The sequence below is a fragment of the Lactococcus termiticola genome (assembly GCF_003116835.1).
In the GTDB taxonomy this organism is placed as follows: Bacteria; Bacillota; Bacilli; order Lactobacillales; family Streptococcaceae; genus Lactococcus; species Lactococcus termiticola.
Map to the genome: position 1 here is coordinate 64,756 of NZ_BFFO01000001.1, position 23,281 is coordinate 88,036.

Here is a 23,281-nt window from a genome sequence, read left to right on the forward strand (position 1 = left end):
GTATTTCTCCTTCTTGTTATTCGCCAACAAAATAAATCAATTATTTCATTTTTAATTATATCACAATTTTTTATATTTCAATGACATTAAGTCAAGAAACTGGACACCAAAAATTTTGACAGACTTTTTAAATTATTTTGGCTCTATAATAAATCGTGCGGGAAATGTCCCACACGATTTATTATAGAGCCTAGAAACTTTAGGAAACGGGTATTCCTTATGAACATATAAAAAAATAGGCAACCGAGGTTACCTATTATCTTTGAGATTTTAAATCCCACACGATTTGACAAAGAGCCATTATTTTTAATGATTATCATTCTTAAACTTCACATCTACATAATCCGCCCAAGCTCGCTCATAAGCTGCCTCAACGGAACGTGCAAAACCGTCCAAGTCATTTTTGAGTGCTGACTTTTCAACTGTTTCACGCAAGCTTTCACGATAAAAACGCACTAATTCAATATCATTTGCCAGAGTTTTCCCTTTCTGAGCAAAACTTTCTTCATCTGATGCAGTAAAAGCACCATCAATACCGAGCATTCGATTAATTCGCGCAGTTCCTCGCGATTGCATTCCCTCAGCAGGCATTGTCAAAGTTGGCAAGCCCATATGAAGCGCCTCAATCGTAATCGACAGCCCACCAAATGGGGTTGGGTCAAGTCCGACGTCAGCTTTCAAATAAGCCTTAAAGTGCATATCAGGCACTTCACGAGAAAATTCTAAACGTGTTTCCAAAATCCCAAATTTTCTAAAACGCTCTTTCAACTGTGCAATCTTATCATCAGTCAACTGCGGACCATAACGATAAATCAAAAGTTTCGCCGTAGGCACAGCAAGCAACAGTTTCGACCACAAACGAATCGTTGACGTCGTGATTTTAGAAATATCATTGAAACACCCAAAAGTGATATAGCCATTTTTCTCCATTGGAAGTGGCGTAATTTCTGGCAAATCAATATTTTTGCGTGTAAAGTTAAATCTATCCATACCAGCTTTGATATACATTGGTTTTTCCGTATAAAGGTCAGCCTTATTTTTAGGAATAGTAAATTCATCACACATAATATAATCAATTTCTTTAAAGCCATAAGTGTTCAAAAATCCCATATATTGCGCTTGGATAGGTGCTGGCTTAAAAAGCATGGCAAAGCTACGATTGTGCGTAAATCCACCCAAATCAATCAGAATATCGACCTTATCATCATGGATACGTTTCGCAAAGTCAAAATTATTCAACTTACTACAATCAACAAAACGATTGCCACACGCCATAATTCGTGTCGTTGTGTCATCATATTGACGGTCAACAGTCGAATACAAGATAATATCATACTTCTTAGTATCATGATGTTCTAGCAACGGTAAGATAAAACTCATCATCGTGTGATTATAGAAGTCAGAAGAAATATAACCAATCCGCAACTTTTTATGTAACATTGCTTTACGTTCCTCTGCGTCTGCTGGTTTCTCATAAGTATAAACCGTCCCATTCGCCTGAAACTTCATTGGCCAATCGCTGGCATACTCTTCGAGTTTATTTTTAATTCCTAATTGTGTATAAGCATCTGTCTTGATTGTCAGGAAATTTCGTCCACCATAGTTTGAGAAGTTATTATCCAACTGAAAAGCGCGGTCGTTGTACTCAATACCCTTATCTTGGTCAAAAGAATAATAAATACTTGCCAAACGCATATAAATGCTCGGATTAGTTGTTGAGTATTCTAGCGTTTTTTCCAGATTTACTCGCGCCTTGTCCATATCGTCCATCGCATAATAACAATCTCCGATTTTACGATAAAGCTCGCAATTATCAAACTCAAAACTATCATCAAGATAGCTAAAAGCTGAGCGATACAACTCAACCGCACGTTTTAAAGAAACATGATTGGCTTTATTTGCATTGCGCATATACATTTCATCGGCGGCACGAACCAAAGACAAAAAGTCAGGGTCTTCATTTCGTTTTCTAAGACGTTCTTCTTCTGTTGCCATATTTTATTCCTCTATTAAATGAAAGCCCCATTTTCAGGAGCTTCCTTTTTTATCAAAACTTAACTTTTCTTAAGTTTAGCTTTTCCTTTACGTTTTTTAAGTAATAATCCTGCGGCTGTTGCGACAAATGCTGCACCACCCACCATACTAAGAGTATTATCTAAGGAATTATCTCCTGTTTTTGGCAGGACAGCGCCTGATGAAGCTGGTGTTTTATTACTCACCATTGTCGTCATTCCCGTAGAAGCAGTCGGACTACTGCTTGAACCTGTTGTACCAGTCGAATTCGTTGGTGTTGAACTTGAACCTGTCGTGCCTGTCGAATTCGTCGGTGTTGAACTTGAATCCGTTGGATTTGTTGGATTCGTTGGATTCGTTGGTGGAGTTGAATCACTTGGCGTACTACTTGAGATTGATGATGAGCCTGTCGAGCTACTTACCCATGTGCCAGATGTCGAACCTGTGGTACTTGTCGAGCCAGTCGTTTCGCTTGTCCAAGTGCTTGAGCCTGTGCCACCTGTTGAGTTAGTTGTTGCAGAGGAGAAGCTGGAAACGGTGCTATAGCTTGAACCAGATGTCCAAGTTGAGCCAGTCGTGCCAGATGAATAGGTATTTGTCCAAGTTGAGCCTGATGAATTTGACGTGCCTGATGAATTCGTCGAGCCTGTCGAGTTAGATGTCACACCTGTACTGCTTGAACTAGAGCTATTGCTAGTAGTCAGACCAGTATTTGTTCCTTCTGACCAACCGCTACTCACACTTGATGAGCTACCTGTCGTGCCAGATGATGAAAATGTTGAGTTCGTCGTGCCTGTGCTAGACATTGTACTGGCTGTTGTGCCTGTGCCACCTGTCGAGTTCGTGGTTGAGCTAGCTGTTGAGAAGGTTGAGCTAAAGGTTGAGTTGGTCGAACCAGTAGAGCCTGTCGTCCAAGTCGAGCCAGTAGAGCTAGAAGATGACGAACTGTTCGTCGTACCACTCGAATTTGAGTTTTGTGATGTGCTTGATGTAAAGGTAGAGCCTGATGGTCCATTTGTCATTCCTGTCGTGCTGCTACTATCTGTGGCTTCATCTGTTGCAACCATTGAAGAAATCCACGTCGCTTCAGACCAAGAAGACTCGGATGACGAAATCGACTGCCAAACACCGCTCTCAATCGTTCCGTTACTGATAGTGTTGGTCGTTGCCCCTGTCGAAAGTGGTGTTTGAGAGATATTTCCTGAGTAGTCGGTGTTCGCACCTGATGAGCTACTTCCTGTCGAGTAAGTCGTTCCCGACATTTGTGTCGATGCTGTTGTCCCAGAAGAGAAGGTGTTGGTCCATGACGAACCGGTCATCTGGGTAGAGCCTGAAATATTTCCTGTGTTGGCAGTATTAGACCCTGTATTTGACGATGACGTCGAGTAAGTCGCTGTGCCAGCAGTTGCATCTGAGCTTGCCGTCACACCTGAACTCGAACCTGATGTAATCGTCGTGTAACCATAGGTCTGAGAAGACTGTGAACTCGTTGTTTCTGTTGCCCAACCTGCAACATTACTAAAACTATAACCACTTTGAGCAGTCACCTGGGTTACGTCCTCCAGGGTTGAAACGTTCATTGTGCCTGAAGAGATGGTGGTATAAGTCTCAAAATTATCATCAGTGGACACAGTAGATGCCGTTGTTATTGCTGTCGTGCTCGCACTACCAATACCATTACTGCTATTAGTAGAGTTTACCTTAGTTTCCGCTGATGCACCACCCACTACTAGATTTGTAGAATTTGAATTAGAAACTCTTGTAGAACCCGTCATTAAAGTCGACGTGCTATTTGAGATACTTGTGCCTGTCTCTGAACTCCCACTTGTTGAAGCAAAAGTACCACCCCCATCTGGAGAGGTCATATTGCTTTGAATCGAACCTATAGAAGTAAACGCAGTATCGGTGATATTTGAATTACTACTCCGTGTCACTCCTGTCGAGTTCGTCGAGTAGAGGGTTTGTCCTGTAGCAACACCCGTCTCAAAAGTCATCGCCGCCCCACTGTCTAAAGTCGATCCTGAGCTAAAAGCTGAACCATAATGCGTCCCTGTGGTTTGGGTGCTCTCTAGCGTACTGCTACTATAGATATTTTGGGTGGACTGAGTCGTAGCAGTCGTTGCACCGTTAGTTTCTGTCGTGCTTCCTGTCGTTGAATCTGTCGTCGCTTGAGTCGCTTGGGTTTGCAGCTGTGTCCCTGTCACACCTGTTGCTGCTGTATTGGTATTTGTATTTGATGTTGAATGTGAAGTCGACGTAAGTCCTGTCATGATGATCGAGTTTGTCGTCGCACTCATCGTTGAATTACTGCTCTCTGTTGCTGAACTTGAACCAGATGTCACACCACTCCCTACGATTGAATAGTTTGGATCGCCAGGGTCGTGCGAAGGAAAAGTCATCGTACTTTGAGATGGTGGAAGGGCAGCATCTGCTTGGACAGGTACGCCTGTGAGATTGGCTAAGATTTTTTGTGCAGAAAATGCTTGAACCGTAACGTGCGTTAAAATTGCTGTACCATCTGCAAGCTGTGGATTTGAGATAACAAAAACAAGGTTTGCTGCTGCATAAAGCCATGATTTACCGACTTTCCATGCGCGAAAATGCGAGGTCTTTTTTTCGGCTGACTTCGCGAGTTTTTGCTGTTTTGCAACATAATCTTTTTCATGAATGCTGATGTATTTCATAGGCAATCCTCATTTTTATTTTTGCTTAGGAATGTTAGTGTTTCTCCTTACTAGGAGAAACACTCTTTTGGGGACAAAAAGACGTTTTTTATAAATTACCGCTTTTTAATTTTATGTAATCATTATAACACACCGTGATATAAATCTCAACAAAAGTTTAAAAAAAGACTCCGTCTCAGTTTTGGTTAGAATACCACTATACATAGTTTTCTAGCATTAAGCAGATATTGCAAAATTTAATAAAAAAACTGAGAACATACACTCGCTGCCCTCAGCCTTGATTATTTTACAGGAATCATGTAAAATTATCTCCGTTGAGTAAAGCAAGTTCGAATTGTTTTACTCTCAGCGTCTTAGTTTGTGCTAAGGCGCTTATTTTATTATCTTCAATTTAATGCTTTGAGTATAACAAAAAAACGCATAAATTTCAAGGAATTATTACATCATTTACTATTAAATTTTAATGAGAACTAATTTTTCTACATAACGAATAACTATTATTTTATAAAATTACCATCTTGCGTCAAACGACCTGGCATTATTGGTTCGTGTGGACGTGAAACAATGTCAATGTAATCTGGAGCTATACTATAAAAGTGGACAGATAAACGTATGTTATAATCTGTTTAATAAACATTAAAAAGGAAACCTTTCTATGTCTAAATTTAAAAGATACGATGATGAATTTAAAAAATCTCTCGTCGACCTGCACATTGCTGGTAAAACTCAATCAGACCTCTGCCGAGATTACGGCGTTTCAGGCTCTGCTCTCTCTAAATGGGTCAAACAATTCTCTGAGGTTAAACTTGAGGATAATTCTGTTCTTACTGCAAAACAGATTCAAGAACTTCAAAAAAGAAATGCTCAATTAGAAGAGGAAAACCTCATCTTAAAAAAAGCAAGTGCCATATTCATGCAAAACTCCAAATAAGAATTAAAGCAGTCTATCGGTTACGATTTGAACACACGACAGTTACTCTCTGTCGTGTTTTACATGTCAATCGGTCAACCCTACTATCATTTCATTAACAGAAAGCCATCTAAGCGTGACATTGATAATCAACGCTTTAGAAAACTACTTCTTGAAATTTATATGAAAGCCAAGAAAAGAATTGGAACAAGAGCTTTTAAAATCATACTACTGCGTGACTATGGCATCAATATCTCGGAGGGAAGAATCTATCGACTCTTGAAGTCAATGAATCTTCCCAAAATGTCAACGACTAAGCCTCGTTTCAAATCAAGAAAACCGCCTGAATTTTCTTCTGATAACTTACTTAAACAAGAATTTAATCCTAAATCTCCCAATCAAGTCTGGACGACTGATTTCACTTATATTTCTATTGGCCACAAACGACACGTTTACCTTTGCGCTATTCTTGATCTCTACTCTAGAAAATGTATTGCTTGGAAAATTAGCGATAAAATTGATGCCAAATTAGCCTGTGATACATTACAAATCGCAGTTAATACAAGAAGACCAACTGAAACAATTATTTTCCACTCTGACCAAGGCAGCCAGTTTAAATCCAAGGAATTTCGAAGACTGTTGGATGAACATCAGTTAATGCCGTCTTATTCTAAACCAGGATATCCTTATGATAACGCAGTCACTGAGGTCTTTTTCAAGTATCTTAAGCAACGTGAAATCAATCGAAGAAGATTCACCTCAATTGATGAAGTGAGACTATCTTGCTTTGAGTATATTGAACAATTTTATAATAACTATAATCCTCATTCTGCCAATAATGGATTAACTCCTAATCAGAAAGAAATGGATTATTTTAAAAATTAATTTCCATTTTCGTGTCTAATTATTTGACATTAGTCCAGGCTGGATGAAGCTATCTTCGCCTACTTCAGCGAACATCTGTTGAAGAAGCTCCTGCTGGCGGGCTTCATCCGTCACAGTGGTCTGATTATAGGCCTCCATCAAGGTCTGACAAGCCTGCTGCTCTTGGATAAGGGCTGGGTCAGCCGGGTCGTAGATGACCCCATCAGGCTGATGTTTTAATTTTTCTTTCTTCATAAGCTCTCAATAAATTTCTGGAAGCCAGCCTTGCCATCTGCATCTGCCTTAAAGACAGCGGCGTCTTCTAGGACCTCCATGAAGACCTGGCCGACAGCCTGTTGGACGATACATTTGACATGTTCTGGACTGATATTTTCTGTCGCCTTGAGCTGGTCTGCCCAGGCCTTATGAATTTCGGCAATTTTATTTTCCTGGCCCAGGAGGTATTTCTCAACCTCTTCGAGCTCACTCTTGAGGCGGGGTGGCAGGATGGCGAGGCCCATGACCTCAATCAGGCCAATGTTTTCCTTCTTGATATGGAACTTGTCCTGATGAGGGTGGAAAATGCCGTCAGGATAGGCCTCCGAGACATTATTATCCCGGAGGACCAGGTCCATCTCAAAGTGGCCTGCCCGCATCCGGGCAATCGGTGTGATGGTATGATGGAGCGTACCATCAGCGTCCACTGCCTTTATCATCCGAGCCTCGTCAGAATAGCTTCGCCATTGGCTCAGGATATAGTCACTGGCATCCAGCAACTCTGCCTTATCGCTCGAGGTCAGCCGGATCACTGACATAGGCCAGTTGACAATGCCTGCTTCCAGATTTGGAAATTGCTCCAGGCTGAAGGTCTCACGGAGGCCAGCCTTGGCCATTGGAAAGTCGTGACAACCGGCCTGGTAGTGGTCGTGGCTCAAGATAGAACCGCCGACAATCGGCAGGTCAGCATTGCTCCCAATCATATAGTGGGGGAATTTTTCCAAAAATGAGAGCAGATTTTCAAAGCTGGTCCGATTGATTTTCATGGGCTGGTGCTTTTGATTGAGCACGATCGAATGCTCATTGTAGTAGGCATAGGGTGAGTACTGGAAGCCCCAGTCCTGCCCCCCCAGCTCTAGGCGGACAATCCGGTGGTTGCTCCGTGCGGCCTTGTGGGCATCACCGTAGAAGCCCTCGTTTTCCATGCAGAGGGCACAAAGCGGGTAGCTCGAGCTGGCCTGATTTTTCGCCGCAGCGATGGCCTTGGGGTCTTTTTCAGGCTTTGATAAGTTAATCGTAATCTCCAGCTCACCGTATTTTGACGGATAGCTGTAGGCGATGTTTCTGGCTACTTCTCGAGTCTTTACCTGATTGACCGTCTTTGCTAGACCATAAAAATAGTCGGTCGCTTCCTCTGGGCTGGCTTGATAGGCCTCCCAGAAGTCCCGATTAACCCGACTGGGTCTTGGCGTGATGAAATCCATCAGGGCCTCCTGATAAAAGTCTTCCTGACCGAGAGCGTAGGCCCCATTCTCCGAAGCCACTGCCATCAGGCCGTCGAGGAGCTCGAGCGAGTCGGCGGTCATAGGCTCAGTCTCCTGCCAGTCATTGAGGCCTAAAAAATGCAGGAGTTGATTTCTCAGATAGAGCTTGTCCTCTGGCTCAGCGGCCCCATTTTTGACGGCCAGCTCTACAAAGGCTGTTATCAGTTGGTAAGGATTCATCATAACTAAACTTTCTTTATGTGGAATTGATAAGCGGGATAATCTCCAATGCTCTGTGGCAGGCGGAGGCCGGCCCGCATGAGGAGACTGCCCCGGTAGGACTCGGCCCCATCGATTTGATAAATCGCCTCAGGGTCGAGGCCTTGGAGCTTGACGTAGTTATAAGGGCTATTGCCCTCAACATCGGTCAAGACCATGTTCAAGAGGCTTTCTGATTGGTCTTTGGCGACAAATTGCCAGATGCTCGAAGCTGTCTCAAAAGGACAGGTCAACAGGTAGCCTGTGTCTTCAGGCGGAATCTTTGTCCCATAATAGAGATGGAGGAGGTGTTCAAAGGCCCCGACCTTCATCTGATAGATCGAATGTTCCGTCTCGAGGTTAAATAGTCTGTTTTTTTCATCAACGATAATAGCCATAGGCTATACCTCCAGTTGGGTTGCTCCTGAGCCGATTTGAGCGACGTAGAAGCTAGCTGGGTAGCCGACGCTTTCTGCGTAAACGTCGCCGACAGCCTTTTCAAAGGCTGGGACACTATCGTGTTTGACGAGGGCGATGGCACAGCCACCAAAGCCGGCACCGGTCATCCGGGCACCCAGGCAACCTTCCTGCTTCTGAGCGGTCTCAGCCAAAGTATCAAGCTCAAGTCCTGTGACCTCGTAATCTTCTTTGAGTGACGCGTGGCTGGCGTTGAGCAGGCGACCGAATTCTTCTAAGTCGCCGGCCACAAAGGCTTTTTGAGCCACCTTACAGCGGTTGTTTTCATAGACAGCGTGCCGAGCCCGTTTGACCAGGGTCTCGTCATCAATCAAAGGCACAGCCTTGCTGTCAAAGTCTTCATTGGAGAGCTCGCCGAGGGAGCCGATAGAGAGCTCAGCCTGTACGCGTTTCAGGGCCTCACGGGTTTCAGCGAAACGTTCGTTGTATTTAGATTCGGTCAGGGCACGGGGCTTGTTGGTATTCATGATGACAATGTCATAGTCGCCAAGCTCGGCCGGTACCATCTCATACTTGAGCGTATTGCAGTCGAGCAGGATGGCCTTGCCGATTTCGCCAAAGCCAATGGCAAACTGGTCGAGGATGCCTGAGTTGACACCGATGTATTCATTTTCTGTTTTTTGACCGAGTTTGACCAGCTCAAGGCGGGAAACATCGAGCTTGAAGAGGTTTTCAAGGACAACGCCCGCCAGGAGCTCAAGTGAAGCTGAGCTTGATAGGCCTGATGCTGTAGGAATTTCACCTGATACAAGGAGTTCAAAGCCCTTGTCAATGCTGTATCCGGCCTCATCGAGGGCGACAATCATCCCCTTGACATAGTTGATCCATTCGCCATCCTTCTTGTCTTTCACGTCGGCCAGGTCAAATTCGAGGACGCCAGCATCTGGAAAATTCACAGAGTAAAGACGGACCTTCTGGTCGTCACGGAGGCGGGCAAGGCCAGTCGTTCCGATGGTAATAGAGGCTGGGAAGACGTAGCCACCGTTGTAGTCAGTGTGTTCGCCAATCAGATTAATCCGGCCTGGCGAGAAGAAATATTCGACATTTTCAGTATCACCAAAGACCTTGGCAAATTGATGGTTCAAGCCTGTTAAGATTTCAGAATTATCAACAACAATAGACATTTATTTTTCCTGCTTTCTTAGAGAATAAATCGTTTGTGATTGGTAGAGCTCGCCTGCCCTGAGGCTGATGTCACCAAGCTCTGGGATAAGCTCAGAACCTGGAGAGACCTGAGATTCAAAGGTAATCCCGCCGTGGTTAGCAATTTTCTTGCCCCGGAATTCAGTTGGAATATCGCCAAAGTTGGCCGTGAATATCACGAGGGCTGGCTGGTCAGTCTTGACAGAGATGGTCAGGTCCTCATAGCTGAGGCTGGCCTGCTCAGTGCTCAAGCTCGGAGCATCCAGTAGGAAGGGATGGTCAAAGCCGTCTACCAGCTGGATTTGAGCGTCATCGGAGGCAAAGACCTGCTTGAGAGAAAGGCCCTCTCTCAGGTCAAAGTCAGTGCCAGTGACGTCGACAATGTCGCCTCGGACCAACTCAGTCTTGTCTTTCAAAGGCACGAAGCGACTCGCTGATATTTTGAGTTGGTGGTCGTCGATAGGCTGGCTAGCGTCACCAGCCAGGTTAAAGTAGACGTGGCCGGTTGGATTAAAGACGGTATCCTTGTCAGAGATGGCCTCGTATTCGATGGTCCAGTCACCTGCCTCGTCGAAGCGGTGGATGACTGTGACCTTGAGATTGCCGGGATAGCCATTGTCGCCGTCTGGAGATGTCAGCGTGAATTTCACAGCATCGTCTATAATTTCATAGTCCCAGACCTTAGTCTCAAAGCTTTTTGGCCCGCCGTGGAGGGTCTGCTCTCCTTCGTTTTGCGGGAGCTGGATGTCTTGGCCGTCGACATGGATGATTCCATTGGTTACACGTCCTGCGGTCCGGCCGATGGTCGCCCCAGGATAGGCATCCTTGTCCAGGTATTCCTGGGCTGAATCAAAGCCCAGCACGATTTGCCGGCCGTCGATATTCCAGTCGACAACACGGGCCCCCAGATTGCTGAAGGCAATGCTTTGTCCTGATTTATTGGTCAGGCGGATGAGGACAGTTCCTGCCCCAAAATCATTTGTTTCAATCTTCATTTGTTGTTTCTGCTCCATATTTTGCTTCGAGTTCAGCCACGATTTCTTGGTGGCGTTTTTCAGTCAATTTAACCTTCGCCAGGTAGATGACCAGTGAGATGATCATGAGGATGGCTGGAATCACATAGACGTAGAATTTGAAGATGCCAACGCCGTAGTGAGTCCCTGCGTGGAAGCTGGTTCCTGTCATGCCTGCAGCGACGGCTACGAACCCGTAAATTCCGTTTGAGAAGGCACCGGCAATCTTATCAAGAAGAGGACGCATGGCAAGCGTTACTGCTTCATTCCGGACACCGTTTTTCCATTGGCCGTATTCTACTGAGTCAGTGATGGTCATCAAGACTGAGAGGAAGACCAGCTGGTAAGGGGCGGTCAGGAAGATCAGCCCGAGGACAGTGGTAGGCACGCTCGCCCCAAAGAGGAAGAGGGCCATACCGATGAGCATAGAGATGATGGCACCTGTGAAGACCTTGCGACGGCCAAATTTCTTAGCCAGGGCTGGGAAGAGTGGTACCAGGATGATAGAGCCGACAAATCCTACAATACCTGTGATTGAATAAAGTTTAGCATTTCCGACGACAAAGGTAAAGTTGAGAATCAATGTTGCTGTAGTGGCCACATAGCCAACGGCAAAGAGAATGTATGAGAGGGAGAGCCACATGAGCTGGTCATTTTTAACCAGGGCCTTGAAGATATCCTTAGGAGAGGTTTTCTCACCTTCTTGACGGATGTCAGATTTTTGTTCCTTGGTTCCCCAAGCGGTAATGAGGGCGGTGACCCCTTGCACAATTGCTACGATAATCCCAAAGGCGAAGAAGCCACGGGCTCCTTGGTCACGCCCGCCCATGGTAAAGGCAAGAACGATAGGGATAGCAAGGATTGTCGCTCCTTGGGCCCCGATGGCTGAGCCAAAACGGGCGAAGGTCCCGAGCGTTTCACGTTCTGAGTTCTTTTCAGACAGGGCTGGAATCATTGACCAGAAGGCGATGTCCTTAAAGCTGTAGAAGGCATCCAGGATGATAAAGGCAATGATGAAGAGGATGGTAAACAGCACCTTGTGGTCGCTGGATGCAAGGCCAAAGAAGCGGGAGAACATGAGGATGATCATCACTGAGCTCACAAGACCACCGGCAATCAGCCAAGGCTTGAACTTCCCGATTTTGGTGTGGGTGTTGTCAATCAGGCCACCGATGATCGGGTCAAAGATGATTTCAACCAGACGGATGAAGACCACTAGATTTGTCACTAAGACAATCATCTGGTCTTCATGCGGGTCACCTGCAAACATCTGTCCGGTGACAAAGGCGATGAAGAATGTCGAGATGGCATAGTAGTAGGTGTCATGCCCAAGCGCACCCAGTGCGTAAGATAGACGCTGTTTCATTTTTCCCTCTTTCAAAATGGGAACCTCCTTAAATTTTACTTTCCACGGTATGTTGAACCGCTTACATTTTTCAGTATAGCAGAATCAAAAAAGGAAAGGTTTCCGACAATGAAAAATCATTGGGAAATCTTTCCGGATTTTATAAGTTGTTTGATATTTTTAGACAAGTAGAGGGCGAGCGTCGTTTCCTTCCAGAAATCCAGCAACATTCGGATTTATTGTCCTGAAAAATCAAATCCAAGTGCATAGCTATACTCCGCCTTATCCAACAAAAACTCAGCACTCACACTCGGACTCCAAGAATCATCCCCGCCAATCCCCATGTGCTGTCCGTCGACGTTAAGATAGAGCCCGGCTTCTGGCTTAAGGAGCTGGCGATGGCTGCTGGCTTGGAGCTGGGCCTGGCTGTATGAGCTCAGGTTGAAGTAGAAATCTGAGCCGGTCAGCTGGAGGCTACCAACCTTCAAGGTAGTAACCTTAGACCTGAGCCCATTTTCTGATGGGAAAATGTAAGGCGTGTAGCCTTCTGCCAGCTGGAGCTTCCAGTGGCCCTGCTGGGCTGAAGCCTGGCGGTCTGGATAATTCTCGTGAGGGCCTAGGCCCTTGTAGCTAAAGGCTGCCGCTGTCTCTGCCAAGTGAAGGCTGAGACCGATTCTGGCTGGAGCAGGAAGCTGGATATTCCGTTTAACATTGACAGACAGCTTCATTTTTCCCTCTGGACTAATCTGATAGGTCCGCTCAGTCTGAAAGGCCAGCTGGTCCTTAGCCCAGTATTCATGCTGACTTGTGACCAGGACAAGCTGGTCGGCCTCCAGGCTCTCAAAGGCCTGTAGGCCTGCTTTTAAGTCATAGAATCCCGCCGTCTTCCAGCGTTCATACCAGGCATTGGTGTCAATGTGTTCGACCTCACTGACACCGATATCGTTGTCCAGGGCGGCCCGGCTGAATTGCTCGGTCATTGGGCTGAGAAGTTGCTCTCTGCCAGATTTATCATAGACCTGGCTGAGCTCGCCGCTTGTCTGGTCAAAGATAAAGCTGGCTCCAGCTGTCTTGACCTGAACTTTTCCATCTGCCCGCACTAGTTCAAGGCTTCCAGAGCTCGAAGGAGCTTCAAAGCTTGGCATTCCCTCAGCCAAAATCAACTGCTCAGAAGCTACTTCAAAGCCAGCTGGAGCAAAGGTCGTCGCATTTTTCAAGGTCACCTGCAGGTTCAAATAAAGCTCTTCTCGGCCGGTCAAATCAAGCTCTGGAAGCTCAATCTTCAGGCTTGCTTCAGGCTCCAAATCCAAGTCAAGCTCTTGACTCATCAAGACTTCCCCGTCTGCCAGCAGCTGATAGCTCAAAATTTCATTATCTGTCTTTCTAAAACAATACTCAGAAGTCAGCTCAAACGCTATAACCTTTCCAAGCTGGTCCCGAAGCGCCTCAAACTGGAAATACTGCTGGCAGTACTTTACTTCAATCGCCGCAGGCTTAGGCGTCCGATCTGGGAAAAAGACCCCATCCAGGCTAAACTGACGATCATTTGGCCTATCGCCAAAGTCGCCACCGTAGGCATATTCGCCGTCCTTCAAGAGGCCTTGGTCGACAAAGTCCCAAATGAAGCCCCCCTGCAGTCTCGGCTGCCGGCGAAACTCCCGCCAGTACTTGTCAAAGCCACCTAAGGAATTTCCCATCGAATGGGCATACTCGCAAAGAATAATCGGCCGATTTTCATCCGGCTTGCCCAGCCAGTCATAAAGCGAGCGAGGCGAGGTTGAGGCCGTCTCAGCAACCCTCGAGTACATCGGACAGATGATGTCAGTCGCAGGACTGTCGGCCCCACCGCCCTCATACTGAATCGGCCGGGTCTTGTCACTGGACTTCAGCCAGGCATAGGAGGCCTGATGATTACTCCCGTAGCCTGACTCATTGCCCAGCGACCAGATGATGATTGAGACGTGGTTGCGGTCTCGCTCGACCATCCCTCTGACCCGCTCCATGATCTGCTCCCGCCAGGCTTCATCGTCCGTCAGCCGATTCATCGGCTCCATGCCATGGGTCTCGATATTGGCCTCATCGACCAGGTAGAGGCCGTATTCGTCACAAAGCTCATACCAACGGCTCTGATTTGGATAATGAGAACAGCGGATGGCATTAAAATTATATTGTTTAATCAGCCTAATGTCTTCAATCATCTGCCCTTCGTCGATGACATAGCCATGCTCGGCGGTAAACTCATGCTTGTTGACACCACGAATCATGATGGCCCGGCCATTGACCATGAGCTGACCCTTTTTAATCTCGACCTTCCTCACGCCCAGCTTCTTCTCTTCAAGCTGGAGCAGCTTGCCTGAGCTATCAGCCAAGCTGACTTTCAGGTCATAGAGATGGGGCTCTTCGTCCGACCAGAGCTTGGGCTGATTGATAATCAAGCAGGCATTTAAGCCCTTAGCCTGGTCAATCAACTGGCCATTGTCAAAGAGCTCGAGCGTCAGGATGTGCTCAGCCTCCTGATTCAGCTGCCCCTTGAAGCTGACTATGGCCTGGCTAAAGTCCTCGTTGAGCTTGCTTTCATATTGAAAATCCTGCAGATAGAGCTCTGGCAGCTGCTCGATTTTAACCGAGCGGAAAATTCCTGACATCCGCCACATGTCCTGGTCTTCGAGATAAGTCCCCTTCGACCAGCGGAGGACAAGGACCTTGACCGTATTCGCTCCGGCTTTGGCCTGCTCAGTCACATCAAATTCTGCTGGAAGCCGGCTATCTTCAGAATAGCCGACATAGTCGCCGTTGAGCCAGCAGTGAAAGGCAGAGGATACCCCTTCAAAGGTCAGGTGGATTTGTCCTTGGGCCAGCCAGTCTTCTGAGATGTCAAAGCTTTTAGTATAGGCTCCGACAGGGTTTTCATCCGCTGTAAAGGGCGGATTGACTGGAATCGGATAAGCGACATTGGTGTAGATGGGGACATCTGTCAGGTCGGCGTACTCCAGTTGCCAGTTGCTCGGGACGGGGATTTCCTGGGTGGAGCTTTCGGCCTTCAGCCAGCTTTCCGGGATGGCTTCCGGCCTGTCGTAGTGCTCAAAGCTCCAGAGGCCGTCGAGGCTCTCCGCCTCAAAACCCTTGACTGGCGTGTGCCTCGCCAGACGGTTGATGGCTGTGACTTCCAGATTTTCCCAGTCTTTTTTGGCCATGATTTCTTTCAGTGATAGAGTCATCTTTTTCTCCTTTATGAAAACGCTTTAATCTAACTTTAACAAATTTTTCAATAAAAAATTTCCAACATCTTATGATTTGCTGGAAATCTTTCCTAATTTTTCTTTTTCAAAAATTTGTTGTTTCTTAAAAATCGAGTAGGCGTCGACCAGGACACGCTCCAAAATATAGAGAGGGAGCCTGGAGTGGACGTCCAGCTCAAAGTAATTGACCTCATAGCTGGATTTATAGCCGACCAGTGAAATGTCAGCAAGGCTGGTCAGCTCAGAGCACTGAGAAGCCGTCAGGGCAAGGATCTTCGCCCCATTTTTCTTGGCTTCAGCCAGGGGCTGATTGATCTCCTCCCGGCCACCTGAGAGGGAGAGGACGATGATCAGGCTATCAGGTCCAGCATGTTTGGCATAATAGGCCATGGCACCGCCGTCGTCATGGATGACCGCCCGCTTGTGAAAAAGCTCGAGCTTCCTCATGAGCTCAGTCGCAGCCCCAATCGAGAGGCCCCGGGCAAAAATCAGGATGTCACTGGCCGCTTCAAGACAGGAGACGGCCGCCTCGACACTGGCTACAGAGATGCTGGTAATGGTCCGGGAGAGCTCTTCTTCATTTTTGGCAATGGCGGCTGAAATCTCAGCCGAGAAGCCCTTGATTTCATAGACCGGCTTTTCCTTGATATAAAAACGAAATTCTGAATAGCCCTTAAAACCCTTTTTTTGCACGGTCCGATTGATGGTCGAAATCGAGCAATGACAAAGCTCAGCAAGCTTTGAAATCGAGAGCTCTGGAATCTCATCATAGTGGTCCTGGATGATCTCCCAGCAATATTTTTCCGCACTAGATAAGACTTTAGTCGCCATGTCGATACCTTTCTTTTTCTGAAATGTAAATGCTTACTCTTAATTTTATCTAATGGCTGGGGATTTGTCAAAGTTTTCTGGGGAGTGTTTTACGGGTGGGAGTTGCTTCGCTCCAGAAAATATAAAAATGCAGTGAGGCCGGAAGCAAACCGCTTTGCGGTTTCATTCCTAAATCAGGAGCCCCTACGGGTCTCCTGATTTGCCTTATCTCACTGCTATTTTTCTATTTTCTTCCGCTAGGCTAGGACACTTTCAAATACCCAATACCCGATATACAGGCATGAGTGGAATGGAAGAAATTCTGCAAAACATAGTGGAATAAGGCAAAACGGGAGACCGAAAGGGCTCCCGTTTTAGGCATGGAAGCCACAGGCTTCGCTGCCGGCCCCACTATGCTTTTGTAGAATTTCTGTAATGGAACGAACCCGCCCTATATCACAGCATCTGCCACCTTATACTCAATCCCATACTCCCTAGCCACAGCCTCCAGAGTCAGGTCGCCAAGGTGGGCATTAAGCCCCTGCTTGAGGCCTGGATCCTGCTTCAATGCTTCCTTGTAGCCCTTGTTTGCAATGGCCAGACCATAGCGGAGGGTAGAGTTATTGAGTGCTGCTGTAGAAGTAATTGGCACAGCTCCTGGCATATTTCCCACGCAGTAGTGGACGATGCCGTCGACCTCAAAGACAGGGTCATCGTGATAGGTCACATGGCTGGTCTCGCATGTCCCGCCCTGGTCGATGGCGACGTCGACGATAACCGCCCCCTTCTTCATCAGCGGCAGGTATTCCTTCTTTATCAAGTGAGGTGCTTCAGCACCTGGAATCAGGGCACAGCCGACGACCAAGTCCGCCTGGGCAATCTGCTCACGGACAGCTGCATCCGTAGAATAAAGAGTATGGACCTGGCCATGATATTCATGTTCAATCTGTCTCAGGGCGTCAATATTGACATCAACCGCCGTCACATTAGCATGCATCCCTGCCGCCATGGCCACTGCATTTTGACCGACCGTACCGCCACCACCGAGGATCAGGACGTTAGCCGGCAGGACGCCTGAGACACCGCCAAGCAGGATGCCCCGGCCCCCAAAGGCCCGCTCGAGGTATTTCGCCCCTTCTTGGATGGCCATCCGGCCAGCGATTTCAGACATGGGGGCCAGACATGGCAGAGCCCCCTTGCGGTCACGGATGGTCTCATAGGCGATGGCCACGACCTTACGGTCAAGCACAGCATTGGTCAAAGCCTTATCCGCCGCCAGATGGAAGTAGGTATAGACAATCTGCCCCTCCCGCATGAGGCTGTATTCTGGCTCGAGCGGTTCTTTGACCTTGATGATCATCTCAGCGGTCTCCCAAATCTCTTCCTTGGTCGGCAAAATCTTACAGCCCGCCGCTTCATAGTCGGCATCAGCATAGGTCGAGCCCAGGCCAGCTCCAGCCTGGATGTAAACCTCATGGCCAGCATCCACATAGGCATGGGCAAAATCAGGCGATAGGCCAACCCGGTACTCGTACTTTTTGATTTCAGTAGGGACACCAATTTTCATAACAGACCTCTTTCTATTCTTTCTCTAAAAGAATGTAAACGTTTTCTTTCCTCGCCTTCATTTTATTAAATTGTTCTCAGAATGTCAATAATTTGAATCAGAAATTTTTTCTTCTTTTGTTGACAATCATAAAAGAAATCGGATAGTAGGTGAATGGCAAAACATAGCAGAAGAAAGGAGACTAATCAACTGCCATTTCTTAAATCAAACAACTTTTCATAAAGTGAGGAATCCAAATGGAAAAACTTAAAAAATTAGGCCTCAGCAGTCTATTCTTGATTGCAGGTGTCATTGTTTTCTCTCAGCTCCCACAAATTGACCTTGCCTCTACCTTTGGCATTAGCGGCTACGCTGCCAAGAAAATCATTGACATTGCAGCAGGTGCTGGTTCGGTATTTGCTATCATTGCTGTTGTGGGTGGCACCGCAGGTTGGGGAGCCATTTTATTGGCTGCCGCAAAAGCACTACTCAAAAAATACGGTAGAGCTGCTGCAGCCTCTTGGTAAAATTTCAAGCTTCTTCTCTTGGAGAAGAGGCTTTTTGGAGAAATTATTATGAAATCACTTTGGAATTTATTTCATCATCAAAAAGATGGAAATCAATGGTTCTTTTTTGAACTTCAACTTGCCTTGCAGGCTTTGTTTGCTTTTGCTCTAGCCATCATCGCGACTCAGCTAGATATGCATATTTTTCTTATCGGACAATTAATGTTGAGCTACTCCATCATTGCTTATAATGCCGCGAATATTCGACTTTCTTTTAAGCACACACCTAAGGCCTATCTTGCAAATCGACAAGCTAAATTCCGCTACTTTATGCTTTTAATGTTCATAAAGCACGAGATTTTCCCAAGTCTTATTTTTTACCACATCTTCCTTATATTGCTCTTCTTTATCTCAGGAGAGGCAGGCAACTATGCTTATTCAAGTCTCTTTATTTCCATCAGCATTTTCAGCATTCTCAACTTCTTTTACTACACTCATCAAATCATTTTTCGGATAATTTTAATAAGTAGTGCTTTAACATATTATATAGTCCTGCCCCTTGTTCACCCAATTTTCCAAGATCTAATCCTCCTATTATCTTCAATTATTTTAATTAAAACTAACATCAAAAATTTCAAAAGTTTTTCCCCATGCACTTTCAAAAGTATAAACCTTAAAAAATCTGCTTCAGGCTTCTATATGAACTTTATCCTCAAAAGTATAATAGACGAGAAATCAAAACTATTCTTTGGCCTAATCGTCTTCTTGATGCTAGGATATTCTAGCTCTCGTCTTCCATGGCATCCCAGCCCAGTTAGCCTCCTTTTGCTTCTCTTGTTTTTTGAGTCCATCGTCTACTCTCAAATATTGCTTTTTGAAAAAAACATCGGTATTAGCCGGGAACTCTTCCTAGCTGTAACACCTAGAAGCATACTGAAATGGGTATGTAGAGGAGTTACAGCTAGAACGATTACCTGGTGCATTAGCTTCATTATCAGCCTCCTTGTTTTCCCTAACTCTCTCCTTTCACAACTTATCATAGCTCCTATAGGATACTTTATAATAATTATTTATGATAACTTCATAAATAATATCATCATCGTGCAGAGGAAAAAACGACCACACTTTGTTGAAGAGTATGTTGCTTTGCTCCTCATTATTTTAGCAATGGTCTACGCATGAAAATTAAACTCACGAATTTTATCCCCTGGTTACTAATTAATCTAGTTATTCTCAGCCTGTATTATAGTTTGATTGCCTATTTATTTTCAGATTTTCCAAAAGAGGAGCCTAGCTTTCCTCAACAGGGCTTATGGTATTTTTGGAGCATCTTATCTCATAATATCACCAATTACCTCCAGACAGTCATTACCTTTTTCCTGTTTCCACTGAACTACCTTTTTGTCTGGGGACATTCTTTTTTAATCATCTCTCAGGAAATCAAATATTTCGGCATCAGTTATGCCTTTGATAAGCTCCTTCCGCATGGCTTGATTGAATTCCCACTTATTTTGTTTTACCAATATCTGTCCTATCGTCTGCTTTACCTCTATATAAAAAGAAAATCACTTAAAGTACTTCTCAATTTCATATTAGAAAATAAATATTACTTTCTCAGCACAGTTCCTATTATGGCATTGAGTGCTGGTTTGGAGGCCTTTATCACATGATTGAAATCAAAAAACTTGTTAAGGAAATAAACGGGAAGCCTTTCCTAAAGGTTAATCATTTCATCTTTGAAAACAAGATTTATCAGCTTCAAGGTGAAAATGCATCGGGTAAGAGTCTGCTTGCGAATATCCTTGCCGGTGTCGACCATCGAATCTCCGGTCAGGTCATCCATAATCCATCAAAACACAGAATTTTATTCCTTAGTCACGAAGGGATTGGTTTTCCATTTTTGTCCATCGAAGAAAACATCCGGCTTGCTGCAAAACTTATAAAATCAGAGCTTTCCGATGATTACAGCGAGCTTTTTTCTAACCCTGATCATCTTCAAGTTCCTTATTCTGAAAGCTCTTTAGGCACTAAACAAAAGGTTGGACTTGCATTGCTCTATGCAGAAGTCCCCTATTCTCTTGTCATCATTGACGAAAGTTTCATCAGTGTAGATAAGAGGGCTAAACAGCTGATAGAAAATCGACTTCTCATAATGAAGGAGAGCTGTATTATTTTAATTAGCCACGAAAACTTTAGCTCTTATTTTCAGGAACAAATTAACATACTAAATATTAATGACTTCAAGGAGGACATCATTGTCTAAAAACGAAAAAATTACAAAACTACTTGTTATGCTCAGCGTTCCCTTATCACAGTTGGCTGCATTTTTCTTCAGTTCAAGCCCTCGTTCAAATCATCTTCAAGAAATTCAAAAATTATTTGTCTTTAATCCTCAAAAACTCTTTATTTTTGAAGGCGTCCTAGTGTTAATATATGCAGTAGTCGTCTTCCTCATTAGCTTACTAGTCACAAAATATTTTCTTGGCCTCTTTGATCTTGAAGTTTCTGTGGGACACCTCTTTCTTACCATTGCTATCGCCACAAGCACGAGCAACTTATTAAGTCTCTTCCTCAATCTTTTAACAGGACAACAACACAGTATTTGGTTGGCTGTTTTTCATATTATTCTTACACTTTTAATCTATAATCTGCTCACAAAAAAAATCCTCATTAAGGATTCTTTAATCATTGGGGTTGTAAATAGCATTTTCAACATCGTTCCTTTGCTGACACAGGGGATTTTCAACTAATAACCAACCTCAAGCTTATTTTTCCAACCTTTTAATCTCAATATCCGTATAAGCCTTCACCGCATCAATCGCATGATGGTATCGACTGAGGTAGCCCTGGGCATCTCGCTGGTCTCCGGAGTCGTCGAGGATCACGACCTTGTCCATCAGGCCAAATTCCTCGAGCTGTCGCATGAGCTCTCTGTGGAAATCATGGCGGGAGCTCTCCCAGTCCATGTTTCTAAAGCCGTCGTCAACATAGTCAGTAATCGGCGGAATCACGAGAATCAGGTCCATCCGCTCATCGGCGATGGTCTTTTGAAATAAGGGCTCGAGCTGCTCAAAGTCCTCCTGGGGCAGGTAGAGTTTGGCATAGACCCTGGTCACAATCGCATCGGTGTCTAAGAAGACGATGCCTTGATTAGCCGAAGAATTGATTTCCCGGGAATTAGCATCATACTGGCCTGTGATCAAGCGGGCGTAGTCGTCCATCTTGAGCTCTGGGTCATCGATATTGGCCTGCTCTTCATAGATTCTCGCATATTCTTCCGAAAATGGAGCGTTGATCGAGCGGGCCAGCCGGCGGACCATGGTTGATTTGCCGGTCGAAGCCGATCCCATAACCGTCACGACCTTAGAGAAATGCCGGCGGAAGACCCGGTTGATGTCATTCCAGTGGGCCAGCGAGTTTTCCCGGATATTGGTCGCAGAAATCTTGATGTCGTGCCGGTCAGCCTTCTCGACAGCATAGCTGTTGCCATCGCCCTCAGGAAAACGCTTCTTGAGCTCGGTCACATAGTCTTCTTCGCCCACATAAAAGGTGATGTCAAGCGTCTCTTCGACCGTATTTTCAGCAATCAAAGTAAAAAGCTTGGCCACCCAGACATCCCAGCCCTCAGGCATGGCAGGCATCCCCGTCTCATCAAGCTTAGCGACCTTGACGACCGCCTCATCATTAAAGGCCTCGCGAAGATAGCGGAAACGCTTGTCCAGATGGAGGCCAACCTTGGCCCCCCGGTCATTTTCATATCCGGAAACAACCAGGAGCACGCCGTCATTTAAGGCGGCACATTTATAAATCTGTTGCTGATGGCCGATGTGCAGGGGGGCAAAGGTCCCAAAGTAGACCCCGATTTTCCGGCCTTGGAGTTTGGATTTGGAGATGTTGTTGGTAATCATTTAAGCTTCTTCCTTATGGCCTTGGGTCAGATTAAGGAGCTTGGCCTTCATTTCAGCTTCCAGACCTGCAAGCTCTGCCTCTGATTGACGCCGTTTTTCGCTACCTTCTGCTTGAATTTTCAATGTCTCATCAATCGTTTCGATCAAGCGAGCTTGAGTCGCTTTCAATGTTTCAATATCCACGATACCACGTTCCTGCTCTTGAGCCGTTGCAATGCTTGAGGTTTTCAAGGCCTCAGCATTCTTCATCAGCAAGTTATTTGTGGTATCAGAAACTGCCTTTTGCGTAGACAGGGCCTGCTTTTGATTGAGCAAGGTCAAAGCTACCGTCAGCTGATTTTTCCAAAGGGGGATTGCTGTGTTGATAGAGGCCTGGATTTTATCCGAAAGCTCAGCATTGGTTGACTGAATCAAGCGAATCTGTGGCGCCTGCTGAATACTGATCTGCCTTGCCAAGGTCAGGTCGTATTTTCTTTTATCCAGGCGATTTTGGAAGGCCTTCAAGTCCGATAGCTCTTGTGTCAGCATAGGATTGTTTTCTTCCTCTGCTCGCTTTTGCAAGGCCGGAATCGTCTCTGACTCAAGTTCTTTCAACTTTTGGTCCGCAGCTGAAATATAAAGGTTGAGCTCCTTGAAATAATTAAGGTTTTCTTCATAGAGGCCGTCTAAGGTCTTATTGTCGGCAATCAGCTGATTGGCCTGCTCGTCAAGTCGCTCGGAAACAAGCTCCACGCCCGCATCAATCTTCTGATATTTGGCTGTGATGTCAAAAATAGATTTTTTAGCCCTCTTGAAGATTTTTTCAAAAAGGTTATCTTCTTGAGTTAAATCAGATGGGTCTGCATTTTTTAGCTGAAACATGAGGTCATTGAGACTCGTCCCCACTTCTCCAAGGTCCTTTGTCTTGACGCTGTTTAAGACCTTTGTAGAGAACTCAGTCATAGATTTTTGAGCCTCCAAGCCAAAGTTAGAAATCGTCTCTGATTGTTTTGGATTGAGCGCAAGAGCCAAGTCCTTAACCTTTTGCTCTTCTTCTGGCTCAAGCTTGATTGTTTCTACTACTGGATTTTCCATGCTGTCTCCC

Annotated in this window: 18 protein-coding genes and 1 pseudogene; 6 read left to right on the plus strand and 13 right to left on the minus strand. The window is 45.6% G+C overall.

The window, feature by feature from the left end:
- Positions 1–306: 306 nt before the first annotated feature.
- Positions 307–1,995: an O-linked N-acetylglucosamine transferase, SPINDLY family protein gene (locus tag NtB2_RS00330; RefSeq protein ID WP_109244958.1), complete on the minus strand. Its 1,689-nt coding sequence runs from the start codon at positions 1,993–1,995 to the stop codon at positions 307–309.
- A gap of 59 nt (positions 1,996–2,054) precedes the next feature.
- Positions 2,055–4,697 (minus strand): LPXTG cell wall anchor domain-containing protein, encoded by a 2,643-nt coding sequence (locus NtB2_RS00335; protein WP_109244959.1) that lies wholly within the window; start codon positions 4,695–4,697, stop codon positions 2,055–2,057.
- Between the two features lie 655 nt (positions 4,698–5,352).
- On the opposite strand from NtB2_RS00335, the pseudogene NtB2_RS00340 reads away from it, so the two are divergent.
- Positions 5,353–6,492, plus strand: a pseudogene (locus NtB2_RS00340) (IS3 family transposase).
- Between the two features lie 15 nt (positions 6,493–6,507).
- Here NtB2_RS00340 and NtB2_RS00345 read toward each other — a convergent pair.
- The 9 genes from NtB2_RS00345 to ald all read right to left on the minus strand — a co-directional run bounded on the left by NtB2_RS00345 (position 6,508) and on the right by ald (position 17,804).
- On the minus strand, positions 6,508–6,726 hold the full coding sequence (locus tag NtB2_RS00345) for a maltose acetyltransferase domain-containing protein (RefSeq protein ID WP_109244960.1): 219 nt from the start codon (positions 6,724–6,726) through the stop codon (positions 6,508–6,510).
- Positions 6,723–8,192, minus strand: coding sequence for a UDP-glucose--hexose-1-phosphate uridylyltransferase (galT, locus tag NtB2_RS00350; protein WP_109245149.1), 1,470 nt, complete (start codon positions 8,190–8,192; stop codon positions 6,723–6,725). The genes NtB2_RS00345 and galT overlap by 4 nt, the downstream gene beginning before the upstream one ends.
- Before the next feature lie 5 nt (positions 8,193–8,197).
- Positions 8,198–8,608: a GH36 C-terminal domain-containing protein gene (locus NtB2_RS00355; RefSeq protein WP_109244961.1), complete on the minus strand. Its 411-nt coding sequence runs from the start codon at positions 8,606–8,608 to the stop codon at positions 8,198–8,200.
- A gap of 3 nt (positions 8,609–8,611) precedes the next feature.
- Positions 8,612–9,811 carry a galactokinase gene (locus NtB2_RS00360; protein ID WP_109244962.1) on the minus strand — a complete coding sequence of 400 codons (1,200 nt, stop codon included), beginning with the start codon at positions 9,809–9,811 and terminating at the stop codon, positions 8,612–8,614.
- Positions 9,812–10,825, minus strand: a complete 1,014-nt coding sequence (locus NtB2_RS00365; RefSeq protein ID WP_109244963.1) for an aldose epimerase family protein — start codon at positions 10,823–10,825, stop codon at positions 9,812–9,814.
- Positions 10,815–12,224, minus strand: a complete 1,410-nt coding sequence (locus NtB2_RS00370; RefSeq protein WP_109244964.1) for a glycoside-pentoside-hexuronide (GPH):cation symporter — start codon at positions 12,222–12,224, stop codon at positions 10,815–10,817. Before NtB2_RS00370 ends, NtB2_RS00365 begins: the two co-directional genes overlap by 11 nt.
- Before the next feature lie 200 nt (positions 12,225–12,424).
- A complete protein-coding gene (locus NtB2_RS00375; protein WP_109244965.1) occupies positions 12,425–15,406 on the minus strand; it encodes a beta-galactosidase in 2,982 nt (993 codons plus the stop codon).
- Positions 15,407–15,475: 69 nt separating this feature from the next.
- Positions 15,476–16,258 carry a MurR/RpiR family transcriptional regulator gene (locus NtB2_RS00380; protein ID WP_109244966.1) on the minus strand — a complete coding sequence of 261 codons (783 nt, stop codon included), beginning with the start codon at positions 16,256–16,258 and terminating at the stop codon, positions 15,476–15,478.
- 430 nt (positions 16,259–16,688) lie between these two features.
- Positions 16,689–17,804 (minus strand): alanine dehydrogenase, encoded by a 1,116-nt coding sequence (gene ald / locus NtB2_RS00385; RefSeq protein WP_109244967.1) that lies wholly within the window; start codon positions 17,802–17,804, stop codon positions 16,689–16,691.
- 236 nt (positions 17,805–18,040) lie between these two features.
- Between ald and NtB2_RS00390 the strand changes: the two genes are divergently transcribed.
- The 5 genes from NtB2_RS00390 to NtB2_RS00410 are packed head-to-tail and all read left to right on the plus strand — an operon-like array spanning position 18,041 to position 21,039.
- Complete coding sequence (locus NtB2_RS00390) at positions 18,041–18,310, plus strand: uberolysin/carnocyclin family circular bacteriocin (protein WP_109244968.1); 270 nt, start codon at positions 18,041–18,043, stop codon at positions 18,308–18,310.
- Between the two features lie 48 nt (positions 18,311–18,358).
- Positions 18,359–19,471: a hypothetical protein gene (locus tag NtB2_RS00395; RefSeq protein ID WP_109244969.1), complete on the plus strand. Its 1,113-nt coding sequence runs from the start codon at positions 18,359–18,361 to the stop codon at positions 19,469–19,471.
- Positions 19,468–19,959, plus strand: coding sequence for a stage II sporulation protein M (locus tag NtB2_RS00400; protein ID WP_109244970.1), 492 nt, complete (start codon positions 19,468–19,470; stop codon positions 19,957–19,959). The genes NtB2_RS00395 and NtB2_RS00400 overlap by 4 nt, the downstream gene beginning before the upstream one ends.
- Positions 19,956–20,552: an ABC transporter ATP-binding protein gene (locus NtB2_RS00405; protein WP_109244971.1), complete on the plus strand. Its 597-nt coding sequence runs from the start codon at positions 19,956–19,958 to the stop codon at positions 20,550–20,552. Before NtB2_RS00400 ends, NtB2_RS00405 begins: the two co-directional genes overlap by 4 nt.
- Positions 20,545–21,039 carry a hypothetical protein gene (locus NtB2_RS00410; protein WP_109244972.1) on the plus strand — a complete coding sequence of 165 codons (495 nt, stop codon included), beginning with the start codon at positions 20,545–20,547 and terminating at the stop codon, positions 21,037–21,039. Before NtB2_RS00405 ends, NtB2_RS00410 begins: the two co-directional genes overlap by 8 nt.
- Before the next feature lie 15 nt (positions 21,040–21,054).
- Here the strand turns inward: NtB2_RS00410 and NtB2_RS00415 are convergent, their stop codons facing one another.
- Together NtB2_RS00415 and NtB2_RS00420 are read right to left on the minus strand one after the other, a co-directional pair.
- Complete coding sequence (locus NtB2_RS00415; RefSeq protein ID WP_109244973.1) at positions 21,055–22,197, minus strand: nicotinamide-nucleotide adenylyltransferase; 1,143 nt, start codon at positions 22,195–22,197, stop codon at positions 21,055–21,057.
- Positions 22,198–23,271 (minus strand): toxic anion resistance protein, encoded by a 1,074-nt coding sequence (locus NtB2_RS00420; RefSeq protein WP_109244974.1) that lies wholly within the window; start codon positions 23,269–23,271, stop codon positions 22,198–22,200. It lies immediately after the preceding gene.
- Between the last annotated feature and the right edge of the window lie 10 nt (positions 23,272–23,281).